Source organism: Sphingomonas desiccabilis (assembly GCF_004135605.1).
Taxonomy (GTDB): Bacteria; Pseudomonadota; Alphaproteobacteria; order Sphingomonadales; family Sphingomonadaceae; genus Sphingomonas; species Sphingomonas desiccabilis.
In genome coordinates this window covers 624,541-640,888 of record NZ_SDPT01000002.1, presented here as the reverse complement: position 1 = coordinate 640,888, position 16,348 = coordinate 624,541, and the positions used below count along the sequence as shown (strand labels likewise).

The 16,348-nt window shown below is 67.3% G+C and carries 9 protein-coding genes; 2 read left to right on the top strand and 7 right to left on the bottom strand.

Annotation, left to right across the window (positions count from 1 at the left end; genetic code table 11):
• Nucleotides 1-52: 52 nt before the first annotated feature.
• From EO081_RS11175 to EO081_RS11160, 5 genes are all read right to left on the bottom strand, one after another.
• Nucleotides 53-1,912 (bottom strand): M61 family metallopeptidase, encoded by a 1,860-nt coding sequence (locus tag EO081_RS11175; RefSeq protein ID WP_129341992.1) that lies wholly within the window; start codon nt 1,910-1,912, stop codon nt 53-55.
• A gap of 11 nt (nt 1,913-1,923) precedes the next feature.
• The gene (locus EO081_RS11170) at nt 1,924-2,166 is read right to left on the bottom strand and encodes a DUF6894 family protein (RefSeq protein ID WP_129341991.1); all 243 of its coding nucleotides are present in this window, start codon (nt 2,164-2,166) and stop codon (nt 1,924-1,926) included.
• A 173-nt stretch (nt 2,167-2,339) separates the two neighbouring features.
• Nucleotides 2,340-3,185 (bottom strand): Crp/Fnr family transcriptional regulator, encoded by an 846-nt coding sequence (locus tag EO081_RS11165; protein WP_311721257.1) that lies wholly within the window; start codon nt 3,183-3,185, stop codon nt 2,340-2,342.
• 269 nt (nt 3,186-3,454) lie between these two features.
• Nucleotides 3,455-3,613 (bottom strand): hypothetical protein, encoded by a 159-nt coding sequence (locus EO081_RS16865; RefSeq protein ID WP_165284606.1) that lies wholly within the window; start codon nt 3,611-3,613, stop codon nt 3,455-3,457.
• Nucleotides 3,614-3,721: 108 nt separating this feature from the next.
• Nucleotides 3,722-4,834 carry a GGDEF domain-containing protein gene (locus tag EO081_RS11160; RefSeq protein ID WP_206364374.1) on the bottom strand — a complete coding sequence of 371 codons (1,113 nt, stop codon included), beginning with the start codon at nt 4,832-4,834 and terminating at the stop codon, nt 3,722-3,724.
• Between the two features lie 258 nt (nt 4,835-5,092).
• On the opposite strand from EO081_RS11160, the gene EO081_RS11155 reads away from it, so the two are divergent.
• Entirely contained in the window at nt 5,093-6,019 is a 927-nt protein-coding gene (locus EO081_RS11155; RefSeq protein WP_129341989.1) for a crotonase/enoyl-CoA hydratase family protein, read from the top strand.
• Between the two features lie 12 nt (nt 6,020-6,031).
• On the opposite strand, the gene EO081_RS11150 is transcribed toward EO081_RS11155, so the two are convergent.
• Complete coding sequence (locus tag EO081_RS11150; RefSeq protein ID WP_129341988.1) at nt 6,032-7,993, bottom strand: putative bifunctional diguanylate cyclase/phosphodiesterase; 1,962 nt, start codon at nt 7,991-7,993, stop codon at nt 6,032-6,034.
• A gap of 209 nt (nt 7,994-8,202) precedes the next feature.
• Here EO081_RS11150 and EO081_RS11145 point away from each other — a divergent pair, with 209 nt between their 5' ends.
• Complete coding sequence (locus EO081_RS11145; RefSeq protein ID WP_240697640.1) at nt 8,203-9,954, top strand: MFS transporter; 1,752 nt, start codon at nt 8,203-8,205, stop codon at nt 9,952-9,954.
• 227 nt (nt 9,955-10,181) lie between these two features.
• On the opposite strand, the gene EO081_RS11140 is transcribed toward EO081_RS11145, so the two are convergent.
• A complete protein-coding gene (locus EO081_RS11140; protein ID WP_165284604.1) occupies nt 10,182-16,307 on the bottom strand; it encodes a DUF3320 domain-containing protein in 6,126 nt (2,041 codons plus the stop codon).
• Nucleotides 16,308-16,348 lie beyond the last annotated feature (41 nt).

Below are 16,348 nucleotides of genomic sequence, written 5' to 3'. Positions count from 1 at the left end.
GCCGTCCTGCGCCGCGCAATCGTCCGGCGACACTTTTCCGCGCCGCCCGTCGTCAGCTGCGCGGCGCCAGGATCTCCAGCAGCCGCGGGCGGGCGCCCGCGATCGGTTCGAGATGCGGGTAGCGATGGCCGGTCGTGCAGGCGACCTCGACGGTGCGCTGCTGCCGGCCCGCGCGGACCTTCAGTCGGACTCGCCCGTCCGCGCCCTTCGCCCTGGCGACCGCGCTTCGCACCGCATCGGGGGAGAAGGACTCACCTTCCACCTCCAGGATCGTCGTGCCGGTGGTCAGGGCAGCGTCATAGGCCGGCCCCTCCCACAACACCTCCTCCAGCTTGCCCTCGGTATCGACGGTCAGGCCCAGCGAGAACATCAGGTTGACGTTGCCCGCCACCTTTTCGGAATTGCGCCAATAGTCGCTCGGCTCCTCCCGGAAGACCAGACGGTAGCCGCCCCGCTCCAGCCCCTGGAGCGGCGCGTCGTCGTGTTTGCCCTCGATCTTGTCGCGGAAGAATCGCACCCAGTCGAACGGGGCGAGATCCTGGAGCGCGACGACCACCTCGTCGAAGGTGTAGGTGCGCGTAGTGCAGGTCCCCGCTTCCTCGGCCGCGAAGAACTGCCAGGCGAAATCGTCGAGCGACCGCCTGTCGTCCGTCAACGCGCGGATGCGCGTATCGACATCGAGCCAGACGAGCGACCCTTCCGAATAATAGTCCTCGCTCCGCTGCCAGCTTGCCCAGGGCAGCGTCGCGCGCGCAGCGATGATCGGGTCGCGCGTCGTGTCGCTCATCGGGCGCCAGCGGCTCCCCGCCCGGGCATCATGCGTCGCGGCGGTGAGCGCGATCGCCTGCATCGCCCAGTCCGGCGTCCAGAGGCCGGAGCGCGCACACAATATGCGGTCCCAATATTGGGTCTGGCCTTCATAGACCCACATCAGGCTGTTGCGGATCGGCCGGTCGAAGCTCGGCGTCCAGCTGTCCTCGCCGCGCCGGTGCTTGCCGTTCCAGGCGTGGATGAACTCGTGCGGGATGGTGTCCCGCCTGGAGAAGCTCCCCTCCCAGTCGGTGAAATAGGTCGGCAGCGTCACCGCCTCGCAGGATCGGTGATGCTCGACGCCGATGCTGCCTATCTCTTCGCTGAGCGCGAACAGCACCTCGTAGCGGTCGAACGGCCGCGCCCCGAACAGCTTCTCGGCCTGGGCGACGACGGCGCGATGCGGCGCGATCTTCTCGGGCGTGAGCGCGATCTGCTCGGCACTGTCGGCAAAGATGTTGAGGTGCACCTGTGCCGCGTCATCCAGTGCGACGCGCTCGAAGTTCCGCCCCGCGAACACCGGAGAGTCCACCAGAACGTCGAGTGGCGCAGTCTCGTAGCGGACGGTCCCGCCATCGCCCTCTGTCACCGCAAGCGCGCACGCCTGCTGCCATCCCTCGGGAAGGGTGAGGCTCGCGTTGAACGGGATCTGCCGCGCGAAATAGCCGGCGGGATAGAGCAGCACCGTATTCCACTGGAGGCTCAGCATCTCCGCACCCACGATCACCCGGCCCTGGGCGCTGTCCGTCGGCGACAGAAACTGGAAGCTGGCCTCCACTTCCCGGACACCTTCCGGCACGTCCACATGGAAGGCGTGCACCTGGATGGAATGGCGCTTCCACGAAAGCGGTTGTCCCCCGGCGGTGACGGTCAGGCCTGCGAAGAGCTCGATCGGGGCCTGGGGCGCGTGATAGCCCGGCAGCCACTCCGGAAAGAGCAGGGTCAGGATACCCGCTTTCGGTACCGGGATGACTTCGCGCACCCGGAAGATGCGGCGGGTGACGTCCGTCGCGTCCACATGCAGGGCGATACGCCCGGGAAAGGGCACGTCCTCGGGCGCAGGTACGGGAGAGTCCCCGTCCGCGTTTTCAGGCTCGGTCAAGAGAGGCGTCCTCAGGACATCTGGCGGGCGAGCTCTGCCAGAAGGATGCGGGCGACCGGGGCATCCCCCTCGTCGCGAACGTCGAGGCGGGCGCGCAGTTCGCACGGCTTGCGGCGAACGCGCTGTCGGATCATGCCCCGGCCGATGCGCGCGGCTTCCGCCAACGCGGCCCCGACATCGGGAAACTCGTGATGATCATTCTTGATCGGACGGCTCGTGTCGAGCGTGCAGAGATGGAAGGAATATGCGGGCATATCCTTGAAAAGCCTCGGGTAGACCCTCGGTTGCCATCTTAAATGTAGATCAGCACGATTTGCCGCCCGAGCGCCCTGCCACCAGCTCCGGGCCTGACGGGAGCCGGTATTCGCCCCGGTTTCCGCACCTTGAACAGGCGAGCCGCACCGCGCCGGCGCAGCCCGCCAGCGGCCTAGCGGGATCGCTGCTCAAGATAGAGATAGCCCGGATCGAACTCCGCGATCCGGTGCAGCAGGGGGAGGTCGTGGATCATCACGCGCCCGCTTCGGAATTCGACGGCGCCCTGTTCGCGCAGGTCGCGCAGTACCCGGTTCACATGGACCGACGTCAGGCCCAGGCACTCGGAAAGCTCCAGCTGGGTGAGGTCGAGCCGGTAGCTATTCCCCTCCGTCAAGCCGACGATTCCCAGGCGAACATGCAGCTCGGAAAACAGATTGGCCATGCGCGCGATCGCCGTGCGGCGGCCGAGCGAGACCTCCCATTCCCGGTGGATCGCGGCGTCGAGGTTGGTCCCGAACCAGTAGACGCGGGTCAGGTGCGGATGTTCTTCGGTGATGCGTTTCAGGTTTTCGTGCGACATGGTCGCGACGCGGCATGGGGTCAGCGTCATGATATCATGGTCGAGGCGCTTGAGCGTGAAGCTGTGCAGGTCGGCGAAGTCGCCGGGTACGTGCAGTTCCGTCACCTGGCGCTGACCGTTGCGCAGATCCTTGTACCGGGAAAGGAGCCCATCGAGCAGGAGCGTGGACTCGCTCAGTTCCACGTTGGCGCGGATGATGGTGCGGCCAGCCTGATGGTCCCGGACTTCCCCGATGGCGGATCGGATCGCCCGCTCTTCCTCGGCGCTCAGGGAGTCACGCGCACGCAGCTTCAAGAGATGCCGTTCGATCATGCACGTGTCCCGACTTGAAAGATCCGCCTGCCCTGCCCGCAAAGGACGACGACATGGCTCCATCGGCAGTCTAGATAGACGCAGCCCTCCAGCGTCACCACCCATATCGGCGCCGACGAGGCGCACCTGTTCCAAACGACAAAGGGCCGCCCCGTTTCCGGGGCGACCCTTCCATTGTCAGCCGCGTGGCGGCGGACTCAGAGGCAGCGAACCTCCAGGGTGGAGGCATTGCTCATCCGATCCGCGTTGAGCGGCATGTGACAATGAGACATTCGACCACCTCCTTTCCGTTGTTGAACAGTGAAAGCGATATGGAAACGCGACCGGAAAGTTCAAGCTTCACAGAAGCTTGTCCGGGAATTTTTCCCGCCCCGCACCACAGCGCCCGGCTTCCGCTACTGCCCGATCTGCTGGACCTCCGCCGTGTTGTCGCCTTCACCCCAGCCGAAGGCAAAGTAGACCGCGGTGATCGCGACCAGAAAGGCGATCACGATGTAGAGGCCGAGCAGCGCCGCGGGCTTTCTCGAGGGGTCTTTTTTGTCGGTGTCTGCCATGATCGCTCCTCGATGTCGCTCGGATCGGTAACGCGACACCGGGAGATTGGGTGCTTGGGCAGTGAAGAATGGACGCACGCGGCGCAGACGATCCTGCTGCTCGGCTGACTAATTCACCCGCGGCGCCGCAAAGCTCGGCCCGGTGTCGCGAAACGCGACCGGTCCGCCGTCGCGCACGCGGGACGTCCCGGATGCGACACGTCCGTTCGATTTGGCGTCGTGGAGAGCCAGGTCCGCGACCTCCAGCAAGATCGCCAGATCGTCGCCGTGCTCCTCCGAACGGGCCACGCCGACACTGGCGCCCACATGTACCTGCCGCCCCTCCACGAGATAGGCGCGGTCGGCAATCGCGGCACACATCCGCTCCTTCAGCGCGTCTGCGCCATCGCGATCGAGATCGTCCGCCACCAGAACGAACTCGTCGCCGCCCAGACGCGCCACCTGCCCCCGCCCCACTGCGAGCTGCTGGAGGCGCTCGGCGACGCCGACCAGCACCGTGTCCCCTGCCTTGTGACCCATCGTGTCGTTGATGCTCTTGAACCAGTCGAGGTCGAGGTAGAAAACGGCAAGCGAGCCATTGCCGCGCCCCGCCTGCTCCGCTGCCCATCGGGCCAGTCCGCCGCGATTGAGGAGGCCGGTGAGCGGGTCGTGTCGGGCGTGGTGGTCGTTGATCATCTCCGCACGCATGGTGCGGACCAGCAGGCGGTTGAGCTGGAAGGCGGCCGCGCTCATGCTGATGAGGTAGAACGGGATCTGGAACATGACGAGCAGCAGCACCGGCTGGCCCGAGAATGCTGCAGCGATCGCGCAAGGCCCAAGGCTCAGCCCGATCATCACCGCCACCAGGCGCGGCGCGCCGAAGTTGCGAAAGCAGATGCCGCCCACCATCGCCGCCGCCGAGAGACAGGCCAGCGCCGCGGCGACCCAGTCCCCGCTCGCGACGCACATGAAGGTGCCATAGCCCACGCTCGCCGCCCACAGCACGGCGAGCAGGATGTAGACGTCGGTGGGACCCCGCCGCCCCTCTGCGATCGCCTTGCGTCCAAGCACCAGCGCCGGCAGCCGCGCCGCCGCCAGGAGCACCTCCAGCGCGACCCAGATATAGGCAGCCGTCGTGTGCATCCGGGCGGCGACCAGCGCCGAGACCGCGACGGTGTTCAGCACCCCGCCCGCGAAGATCGGCAGGCTCGCATAGAGGCTGTGCAGCAGCGTCCTGCGCATGCTGTCGGGGATGTCCTCCCCTGGCTCCACCAGCCACCGCGTCAAGGACCACCGGGGCAGTTCGCACCCGAAGCCGGATCGTGCACTCATACAAAGGCCTGCAACCTGTGCACCCCCCGGTGCATCGCGACTCCCTTCCTAACCAACTATCCTTAACAGAAGGTTCAGATCCTGCGCGTTGGTGCCGATCGGATCATCACCATTGCGGACCTATTCTGCGCACGCAGCAAGATTGCTGTGCAGCATGAGGCAAGCACAATGACGATCAACCACCCCCGTTTCGAGCTGGGCGTCAATAACGAATGGGCACCACAAGCACATCGACTAGGCGCGAGCGACGACTTCGGTCGCCCGCCATTCCAGTTCGAGCAGCTGGACGTCGACTTCGATCCGGAACTCGACACGCTCTGGACCTATATGTGCCCGCGGGTTCGGCCGAGCTTCAACCCGGATCTGCTTCGCGAGTTCACGCAATGGCAGGACGACATCGTCCGCGCCTGCACCAGCGGGACCACACCCATCCGCTATCTGGTGCTGGGCTCGCGCTTCCCCGGCGTGTTCTCGCTGGGCGGAGACCTGGATCTGTTCTCCCAGCATATCCGTGCGCACGATCGCGATGCCCTGGCGCGCTACGGCCGTGCGTGTGTGCGCATCCTCCATCGCAACATGCTCGGCCTGGACCTGCCGATCGTCACGATCGGGCTGGTCGAGGGGGACGCGCTGGGCGGCGGCTTCGAGGCGCTGCTCTCGTTCAACGTGGTGATCGCCGAGCGGGGCACGAACTTTGGCCTGCCCGAAACGCTGTTCGGCCTCTTTCCCGGGATGGGCGCCCATTGCTTCCTGTCCCGTCGGCTGGGTGCCGCACGGGCGGAGCAGATGATCCTGAGCGGCCAGACCTACAGTGCAGAGGCGCTCTACGAATTGGGCCTGGTACACGCGCTCGCCGAGCCCGGCGAAGGACGGCGGGTGGTGGAAGACTATATCCGCCAGAACCGGCGCCGCCACACCGCGCACTGCGCGATCTACGAGGCGTCCCGCGCCATCAACCCGCTCCCGCTCGCCGAGTTGGAAGCGGTCGTCGAGCTCTGGGCCGATGCCGCGGTGCGGCTGACGGAGGGCGACCTCAAGCGGATGCGCCGCCTGATCACGGCGCAGACCCGTCTGCTCGAGAAGGCTCCCGCCTGATCGCCTGGACGTTCAGGCGTCCGGGCTAGTCTCGAGCGCATCGCCGGCGAGCATGGCCCCGACCATGTTCGCCGGCATCGGCTTGGCCAGCAGATAGCCCTGCACGGCATCGCAGCGGGTGCGGCGGAGCTGGGCCAGCTGCGCCTCCGTCTCGATCCCTTCCGCGACCGTGCGCATCCCCAGCTTGGCCGCCAGGTCCACCACCGTCTGGACGATCGCGATCGAGGCCGGGCTGCGGTCCAGATCGGAGATGAACGACCGGTCGATCTTGATCGTCTGGAACGGAAAGCGGGTCAGATAGCTCAGCGAAGAATAGCCCGTGCCGAAATCGTCCAGGGTGGTGCAGACGCCGATCCGATTGAGCGCCTCCAGCGCAGCGATCGAGGCGTCGACGTCCTCCAGCAGGACGGACTCGGTCACTTCCAGCTGGAGGCGGCCCGCCGGCAGGCCGCTCTGATCGAGCGCGCGCGCCACCACCGCGGGGAGGTTCGCGGAACGCAGCTGGATGGGAGAGAGGTTGACGGCGATGCTGATCCCGGCCGGCCAGTCGCGCGCCGCCTGGCACGCCTGGAACAGCACCCAGCTGCCGATCTCGACGATCTGGCCGCTGTCCTCCGCAATCGGAATGAACTCGGCAGGGGAGACCGCCCCGAACCGGCGGTTGGTCCACCGCAGCAGCACCTCACACGAAGTGATCCGCTCGTCCGCGAGGCGGAAGATCGGCTGGAACACCAGCTGGAATTCGCCGCGCTCCAACGCACCGTGCAGTTCCGCGCCCAGCTGACGACGCCGCTCGATCTTCTCGTCCATTTCCGGCTCGTAGAAGGAAAACTGGCCGCCCCCGCTCTCTTTGGCGCGGTAGAGAGCGAGATCGGCGTTCCTCAGCAGCGTGTCGGCGTCGCGCCCGTCCTGGGGCGCGATCGCCACGCCGATCGATGCGCTGGTCCGAAGGGTGTGACCGTCGTGGGCGACCGTCTGTTTCACCAGATCCAGGACGGCGTAGCCGATCGCGACCGCCTCGCGGTCGTCCCCGACCGCACACACGATCGCGAATTCGTCGCCCCCCAGCCGGGCCACCACGCACGGCGCACCGAACTGCTCCCGCAAGCGCTGCGCCACCGCGACCAGCAGCGCATTGCCCGCCAGATGGCCGAACGAGTCGTTCACTTCCTTGAACCGGTCCAGATCCAGCCAATGGAGGGCGAGCTTGCCTTCGCCGGAGCCTAGCGCCCGCAGCCGCGCCTCGAACTCCTCGCGGAAGGCCGTTCGGTTGGCGACACCCGTCAGGTCGTCGCGTCGCGCCATCGCGGCATGGTGCTCGGCCAGAGCTGCTTTTTCATGGGATGCCACGGTGGCTCTCAGGATCGCTCCATAGGTCTGCAAGGTGATGTCCATCATCGCGACTACGAACAGCACGATCACGACAGCCAGCACCACCTTCAACGGCTCGGCCGCGATCAACAGCCCCAGGGCCAGCGGCAGGGACGCGCAACAGAGCTGCGACAGCGCGATCCACGGCCGTCCGGCGTTCCGGCCCGCGATCCCCGCCGCATAGCCGATCGCGGTCGTGACCGAGAGCAGCTGCAGTACGCCATCGTCGGTGCGGATGAGCGTCAGCAGGCCGAACAGCCCGAGCAGCCCGGAGTAGCTCAGCGCTCCCAGCCGGTAGAACAGTTCATGCCGCCCGGCCGTCCCGGGTCCCCGCGGACCCTCCGCCAGTTCCTGCCGGTGCAGGCGTACCGCATCCACGATGCGCACGAAGCCGACCAGCCCGATCAGGATCGCGCAGACGATCAGCCAAGCGTCCTTGCTGGTGCTAGACACGACGGCGGCGATCGCGGTGCTGGTCAGCGCACCGATGATCAGCGACTGACGAGAGGCGTAGAGCGACTCCACCAGCACCGCCCGAACCTGGGCCGTGATCTGGTCATCGGACCGCCGGAGCTGTTTCAATCGGACGATTAAACGCGCCATTGTCCCATCATGGCGGCGAACCGTCTACTTTGTCTAAAGGCCGGTGCCGAATGCGTGCCGCCCGATCGCGCGGCAATGGAGTGAGCCGGCACGATCAGCACCCGCGATCCCGCACCTGAAGCGAGCGGAACCCAGATCGAGAGGAAGAATGGCTGATCCCTGCCTGTCGCAAGGAAGTGGCATGGCCGATTGGAGGCATCGGGCACTCGATGGGTGCCCGCACGTTCATGGACTTCGCTGAGGGCGTTTCGCTCGAAGAGTGGGAGGCGGCGTTGGCAGGCGGATGGAGCACGACGGAAGACGGCAACAGGCCTGCCGATACTTCACCGCTAAGGCCCTTCCGGCACCCCATTTTTCGCGACGTCTGGTTCGCCAACCTCCTGTCGCGGTTCGGTGGGCTGATTCAGTCGGTGGGCGCGTCGTGGCTGATGGTGTCGCTGGGCGCATCGGCGACCCTGATCAGTCTCGTCCAGACCTCGACCACGTTGCCCATCATGCTGTTCTCGCTACTGGCTGGAGCGCTCGCCGATACTTTTGATCGCCGCCGGTTGATGCTGGTGGCGCAGGCCTTCATGCTCTTCGTGTCCGTGGCGCTGTCGCTGGCCGCCTGGTTCGACGCGCTGCCCCCCTGGTTGCTGCTCGCCTTCACCTTCCTGATCGGCACCGGCGCGGCACTCAACGGTCCAGCTTGGCAAGCCTCAGTCGGGGACATGGTTCCCCGCGACGACTTGCCCTCGGCAGTGGCGCTCAACAGCATGGGGTTCAACGTCGCGCGGAGCACCGGGCCGGCGGTGGGCGGTTTGATCGTTGCCGCCTTTGGCGCGGCCGCCGCCTTTGCGGTCAACGCGCTCAGCTACCTGGGCCTGCTCGTGGTCCTCGCCCGGTGGCGCTCACCCAAGCGACGAGAGGGATTGCAGCGCGAGACGCTCGTGCGCGCGATGAGCGCGGGCGTGCGCTACGTCGCTTTGTCGCCCGCCATCATGACAGTGCTCGCGCGCAGTCTGGTGTTCGGACTGGGAGCGAGCGCCGTCCCCGCGCTGATGCCGCTGGGCGCGCGCGACCTGCTGGTGGGCGGCCCACTGACCTTCGGCCTGCTGCTCGGTGCGTTTGGGGTCGGCGCGGTGGTGGGTGCTTATTACTCCAGCGGCCTGCGCCAGCGGCTGTCGACAGAGGGGTTCGTGCGGTCGGCGCTGCTGGCGCTGGCGACGGCGTCTGCTGCCACCGCCCTCAGCGCCTCGGTTGCGCTCACCATGGTCGCGTTGTTCGTGGGCGGGGCCGGCTGGGTGCTGGCGCTCTCCACCTTCAACGTCACCGTTCAGATGGCGTCGCCCCGCTGGGTCGTCGGACGCACACTTGCACTTTATCAGATGTCGGCGTTCGGCGGCATGGCGCTTGGAAGCTGGCTGTGGGGCAACGTAACCGAGCGCGCGGGGGTCGACATCGCCCTACTGACCGCGGCGGGCGTGTCGCTTGCCTGCTTGGCGATAGGTTTTCGGTTCCCGTTGCCCGCGGCCCAGAAGCTCGACCTGGAGCCGCTCGGCCGATGGCGGGAGCCAAGGCTCGCCTTTCCAATTGAGGCACGCAGCGGGCCCGTGGTGACGACCATCGAATACCATATCGACGAGGAGCGGCTGCCCGAGTCTCTGACCCTTATGGTCGAGCGGCGGCGCGTCCGGCGGCGCGACGGGGCGCGGCACTGGTCGCTCTTACGCGACCTGGAAATGCCCGAGGTGTGGATCGAGCGCTATCACACTCCGACTTGGACCGAAAATGTCCGTCACAACGAGCGTGCGACCAAGGCCGATGCGGAAGTCGCTGATCGGTTGCGTGCCATGAACACGCATGGCCAGCGGCCGCGCGTTCAGCGGATGATCGTGCGCGACCTGGATGCAGTGCTCGACGATGCGGACGACACCGTCACCCTGGACCAGCCGCTCACGGACCCGGCTCGCCAAGCGTAACACGGACCCAAAACCCGCCATTCACGCGCCACCTCCGGATGCTCAGAACCTGCCGCTTGTTGATTTGCGATCGCTCGGGAAAGTCCAGCCCACTCGGCTGCCGTGCCCGATCCAGCGCTAGATCACGATTTTCACCTGCATCGACATTGGGCTGACAAAAACGCTGGCGAAGCTCGTCAACGCGGCCGTTAACTGGAACCTAATGCGCGATGCCTCGCCAAACCCGTTCACGTCGATCTGCGGAAGCGCTGACCCACATAGAGGTGCATCTGGCTGGGAGTAAGTTCCTGGGTGGAATTCCCTGAGCGCACGAAGAAGCGCTCCGCAACGGTGCCTCCGCGATCCGCCAGCGAGACGAACTTTGCCTCGCTCGCGGGCCGGACCTCGATCCGGCAGACCTCGACGTCCTCGTGCTGGGGGAAGGATATCCCGATCTGCGCGACTCGGAAGGCAGTCCCGAAGTGCTTGCCGAGCAGGTTGGTCAGGTGCAGCTCCAGCTTATCGCGGTTGCCGCCGAGGCAGAGGTAGTCGCGCTCAAGTCCCTTGGCCGTGCCGTCGTCGGCGACCCCGACCAGGAGCGTGCCGCCCTGTGCGTTGGCGAAGCCGGCGATGGTCTTCACGACCACGTCCTCCAGCTTCTTGTTCGCGCTGTTCGTGGCGATGTCCCACCGGAGCGTCTCCTTGAACTCGAGGCTCTCGCTCTCCCCTGCCGCGATGAGCTGCGACAACGGGCTCGTTGGACGCTTCGCCCCATCTGGGGCCGCTGCCCCGACGACGAGCATACCGTTGCGGCGCGTCAGCCGCTCGGCCGCGACTGCGTCGGCGATGACCTCGGCGAGCAGTTCGCGCAGCTGCCCGCTAGTGGCCTTGAATCCGACTGCGCGGGCGGCTGCCTGCACCACCTGATCGTCGGTCGCGCCGTAATTCTCCCGCACCACCGACAGGATCGCCACCTCCAGTTCCGCAGGTGGAAGGCTGTCGGGCTTTCGCAGCGACGGCGAGCGGACGTCGCTGCGGTCGCGCACGCGCGGCGTCCTGCCCGGCACGGTGAGGAAGTCGCCATCCTCGGCGAGCCTTCCCTCCCGCACGGAGACCTCGATCGCCTTCTCGACGGCGTCCTGGATGCGGGCCCCGGCACGCTTGAGGCCCCAGGCGTCCCGGATGCGGTTGACGACCTCGCAGACGTGGACCGGCCCCTCGATACCGACGACCTCCTCAGCCAGTGCGGAGAGCGCGCCACGTGGCGCATCGTGCAGTTCGCAGACGAGATGCCGAGGGCGTTCGACCAGCGCCTCTTCATAGGCGGCAGTGGCGGGGGGTGCTTCCGCCTCGGCAAGCCCCACCTCCGTGAAGCCTTCCCGCTCGACGGTCACGATCTCGACATGGCTCCGGCGTCGGGCCGAGGCGCCCTGCGCCTCGGCGTCGTGCTCGGCCTTCGCTGCCTCGATGCGCGCCACGACCAGGTCGATCTGCTCCTTCGGTCGCTGGAACCAGTCGGTGCTCCAGATCCGGTGGATCGTCCAGCCGTGGCTCTCCAGCACCGACTGGCGCAGCCGGTCCCGGTCACGGGCGGAGCGCGCGTCGTGATAGGAGGCGCCGTCGCACTCGATGCCGAGCAGGTAGCGGCCGGGGCGGTCGGCGTCCGACACGGCGAGGTCGATGAAAAAGCCGGCAAGGCCGACCTGCCGGTGCACCTGGTAGCCACGCGCCTGCAGCGCCTTGGCGACCTGCTCCTCGAAGACGCTGTCATGGTCGCGGCCGGTGCTCTCGGCCATCGTCATCCGCCCCGTCCGGGCGAAGTGGAGAAAGAGCTTGAAGGCCAGGACGCCCTTGCGCGTTGCCGCGAAGTCGGGGTCGATGTCCTCGTCCGACATGGACGCGAACACCTCACAGCGCTGCTTGGCACGGCTGATCAGCACGTTCAGCCGCCGCTCGCCGCCATCGGTCCCGAGTGGGCCGAAGCGCATCGGGACCTTGCCGCCCGGGACGGGAGGGCCGTAGCCGACCGAGATGAAGATGACGTCGCGCTCGTCGCCTTGGACGTTCTCCAGGTTCTTGACGAAGAACGGCTCGGCCGGGTGCGACTGGAAAAACGCTTCCACCTCCGGCGGCAGCCCACGCCGGAGCAGTTCGAGCTGGTCCATGATCGCGCGCCGCTGGGCGGCGGAGAACGCGGCCACCCCAAGCGAGAGCTCCGGGTGCTCACGGGCGTGTGCGACGATGGCCTGCGCGACGATCCTGGCCTCGACCTGGTTCGTCCGCGTCCCGCCTGCGTCGAAGACGCCCTGAGGGACGCGATGGAAGCGCAGGCCCATCCCCGCCTCGGCGGTGTAGGGACTCGGAACGATGAAGAGCTTGTTCTCGTAGAACTGGCGATTGCTGACCGCGATCAGTGACTGGTGCTTGCTCCGGTAGTGCCACCGCAACATCCGCATCGGCAGCCCGCGCGCGGTGAACAGGCCGAGAATGCTCTCGATGTCCGCGACGCGTGTCCCGGCGTCGTCGTCCTGTTCGTCGGCGCCGCCGGTCATCTTCGAGAAGAACGCGGTGGGTGGTAGCTGCTTGGGATCGCCCACCACGACGACCTGCTTAGCACGCGCGACCGCGCCAAGGGCGTCGACCGGCTGGATCTGGCTGGCCTCGTCCATGACGAGCAGGTCGAAGTCGAAGACGCCGGGACTGAGGAACTGCGCCACCGAGAGGGGGCTCATCATGAAGACGGGCTTGAGCGCCTGGATGGCGGGAGCGGCCTTCTCCATCAGCTTGCGGATGGGCATGTGGCCGCGCTTCCGCGCGATCTCCGCCCTGAGCACGCCGAGCGGGCCGACCGAGCCGCCGTCCCGGGCGGGGACCTTCTGGTGGTGCGCGCGTACAACCTCGAAGCTCGCGGTGGAGATTCGCTGGCGGTCCATGTCGGCGAACTCACGGGCCAGACGGCCGTGGAGCGTTCCGTCGAAGGTGCCCAGATCGGGGTCAATACGGATCTGGTCGGCGTATACCGCCTCATAATACGCCATCTCGAACGCGGGGACCGCGCCCTCCGTGGTGAGCCGGCCGTCGGCCAGACGGCGGACCACATCCTCGCAGCCAAGCGCGGACGCACGTTCGGCGCGGTCGCGGTATGCGGTCCACTGGAACAGCTTCTCGCCGGACGTGCGCCACCGGTCGAGGTGAGCGACGACGCTCTCCAGCGGCATGCCGGAGAACGCATCCGACCCGAAGGAGGCCGCCATGTCGAGACGCAGCTGTTCGGCGATGGCCTGCAACTCGGCTTCGAGCGCGACCGCCTCGATGCGGATGCCTTCCGCCGCCTGGGCCGGCTCCCGGCGTGCGACGATGCGGCTGCACAGCAGTCGTATGTCGCCGTTCGCGAGGATCCAGTCCGCCGCCGCCCGGAGGACGCGCCAGTCCGACGAGGTGCCGTGCCACGAGCCTCCGAACGTGGCCACGCCGAGATCGTGCTGGTCGCGCAGCATCGACGCCTTGCGCTGATGCTCGTCCAGGTCCGCAAGCCGCCTCCGGCGGACGTCGAGATCGGCCGTCACCTCGATGAAGGCTTCCGCGGCGGTCGCGTCGGCGGAACGGATGCGCGCGACGAAGGTGAGCAGCGCGAGGAGGTCGGACCGACCCGGGGCAAGGGCGTCCCCGAACGCCAGCGCCTGTGCCTCGCCGAGGGCGGACCATAGCCGTTCAATCGGCTCACGTGCCTGCTCCGCGAGGTCGGCGGTGCGCTTCCCGCGCGTCCCCACCTCGGATCGGTCCGGTCGTGAGGCGGCGATGAGGCGCGGCTCGGCCCCGAGCCCGCGCAGTGATCGCATCCACTCGACCACCCCGAGCAGCGGGGAGGATGCGGACCGGACGCCACGCCATTCGCTTCCGAACGCCGATCGCGAGAACGCGTCCTCCTGTTCGATCGACCGCTTCGCGGCCTGACCGGCGGCGAGCGCGTCGAGAAGCTCAAGCGTCTCCGCGAGCCGGGTGCCGGGATTGGTCAGGACCGATCGGACGAGTGCGTTCGCGCGCCGCCACTCACCGCTCAGAAAGCGGAAGAATCCTTCGCCGTGGGACGCCAGCGTCGCGCGTGCACCAGAGAGGTCGAGGTCCCACGCGGCCCCGGTGATGCGCCCGGCCGTCGTGGACGAGGCGCGTTCACATGCGGCAACGGCGTCGACCACGTCCGATGCGCGTTCCACGCCCGAGCTCCACACCTCGTCGGCGAAAGCCTCTGCATCCGCCTCGGGGGCGTTCGCGACGCGCTCCGCGATGGCAGCGAGCCGTCGGATGCCTTCGAGCGTGGTGGGCGCGTCACGACCCGTCACCCGGGCGAGCGCTTGAGCCTCCGCCTGCAGACGGGGGAGGAGGGCCGCGAGCGCCTCCATACGGCGGAAGTCATCGGGCGCAAAGGCCGATGGCAGTGCAGCGAGTGCGGCGAGCGCCTCCGTGAGGTCCGTATCCCAGCCCGTCTCCGCAACGGCGCCTGCCAGTTGCTGCGTCAGGTAGGAATGGCGCTGACCCGTGGCGATCAGACGCTCGATGCCGTCCACGCCGCTCTCCCAGGTGGGATCGGCCATGGCGATGTCATCGATGTCGGGCGAGCCCGCGACGCGTGCGGCTAGGGACAGCAAGGGAGGCAGCTCGCCGAATGACTGCGGCGCCGGCAGTTCCAGCGACGAAGCGAGCGCCGCCTGCGCGCTTCTGAAGGCGGCCAGGCGGTCGACGAGCGACGTAACACGGGTCTCAAGGCGCTCGGCATCCGTGGGAAGGACGGACGACAGCCCCACGCCGCGCCAAGCGTGCTCCGCCGGTCGGCCGATCACGTCGATGCGCTCGGCGAGCTCGCCAACCACGCCGTGCCGTTCGGCGAAGTCGTCTGCGGACCAGGTCGGCGCACCTGGAAGCGCGATGTCGTTCGGCTTCTCGCCGTCGAGCCTCAGGCGGCTGAGCTGCCCGACCACCTGAAACGGCGTCAGGCCGGATGCGGCGTGTGGCTGGTGCATCCGCCGGGCGTGGTCGTTGAGCTGGTCCCGCGCGGCCGTGAGCCGTGCGTGGAGGCTTCCCGGATCCCGGTGCTTGGGAGCGCCGAGCTCCCAGGTGCGCCGCAGCTCCTCCAGAAGCGCCTTTTTGTTGGCCTTGTTGCTATGCAGTTCCAGGCAGGCATCGCCCACACCGGTGGCGTCCAGCCGCCGCTTGACCACCTCGAGCGCGGCCATCTTCTCGGCGACGAAGAGCACGGTCTTCCCGTCGGCGACGGCCGAGGCGACGATGTTGGCGATCGTCTGGCTCTTGCCGGTCCCCGGCGGTCCCTGGATCACTACGTCGCGACCGCGCCGGACCTCGTGCACCGCCAGCGCCTGCGAACTGTCGCTGTCGACGATGTGGAGCATCTCGGCGGGCGGGATGAAGGGGTCGATGTTCGCGTCCTCGGGGATCATCCCGTCTGCGCCGGAGAACCCATCGGAGAGGAGGCCGCGCACGAGGACGCGATCGGTGATCCTGCCGCCCTGTGGCCAGGTCTGGGGATCGAGATCGCGGTACATGAGGAACTTGGCGAACGAGAAGAAGCCGAGGACGATCACGTCCGGCTGGACCTCCCATCCCGGCTTCGCGGAAACTGCCTCGGCGACCTCGGCGAAGTACGCGGCGGGATCGAAGGCGTCCCCCACCTCGAACGCGGGCAGCCTGATGCCGTGAACGCGGTCGAGGAAGGCCTCGAGCGACAGGTTGGAGGCATAGTCCTCCTGACGCATCCTCAATTTGAACTTCTCGCCGGCGTTGCCTCGCTCCAGTTGCGCCGGGACGAGGACCAGCGGGGCGAACCGCACGTTGGCCGCGTTGTTCGGATCGATCCACTTCAGCGCGCCAAGGGTCAGGTAGAGGATGTTGACACCCTGCTCCTCCTCCAGGGTGCGGGCGTCGAAATAGAGTTCGAGCAGCCTCTTCTGCAGGCCCTTGGGCCTGAGCCTTGTCTGCAGCCGCGTGTCGGCATGGCGCGAGAAGACGCCCCGGTCGTCCGCGACATCGTCCTCCGGCTGGGCGAGATCGGCGATCTCGTCGACTTCGTCCACCGGAGCATCGCTGTCCGCCTGTTCTCCAGCGGGCGCCGCCTTGCCGGCAAGGAATGTGAACGGTCGCGTCTCAGCGACGAGGAGCCGGAATACCTCTGTGCTGCGCTCGTCGACGACCTCGATCGCCTTGGCTCCCTTTGAGGAACGAGGCATGTTCAGCAGCCGGTTGCGGGCCGACAGGTCTAGGAGTTCGGTGCGGGCCCGGTCCAGCTTCTCGTCGATAGGCAGATCGCTCTGGAAGACGGACGTTGGGGCCTCGTCCTCCTGCATGATCGGACTTGTGGCCACCCCTGTTCCCCCTTGGTCTTAGTAGTCGAAGCAATGTGGCT

Bases quoted from the DNA above. Each gene is read 5' to 3' on its own strand.
- EO081_RS11160 (WP_206364374.1), bottom strand. From the start codon at position 4,834: ATGCGCAGGACGCTGCTGCACAGCCTCTATGCGAGCCTGCCGATCTTC.
- EO081_RS11155 (WP_129341989.1), top strand. From the start codon at position 5,093: ATGACGATCAACCACCCCCGTTTCGAGCTGGGCGTCAATAACGAATGG.
- EO081_RS11170 (WP_129341991.1), bottom strand. From the start codon at position 2,166: ATGCCCGCATATTCCTTCCATCTCTGCACGCTCGACACGAGCCGTCCG.
- EO081_RS11145 (WP_240697640.1), top strand. From the start codon at position 8,203: ATGGGTGCCCGCACGTTCATGGACTTCGCTGAGGGCGTTTCGCTCGAA.
- EO081_RS11150 (WP_129341988.1), bottom strand. From the start codon at position 7,993: ATGGCGCGTTTAATCGTCCGATTGAAACAGCTCCGGCGGTCCGATGAC.
- EO081_RS16865 (WP_165284606.1), bottom strand. From the start codon at position 3,613: ATGGCAGACACCGACAAAAAAGACCCCTCGAGAAAGCCCGCGGCGCTG.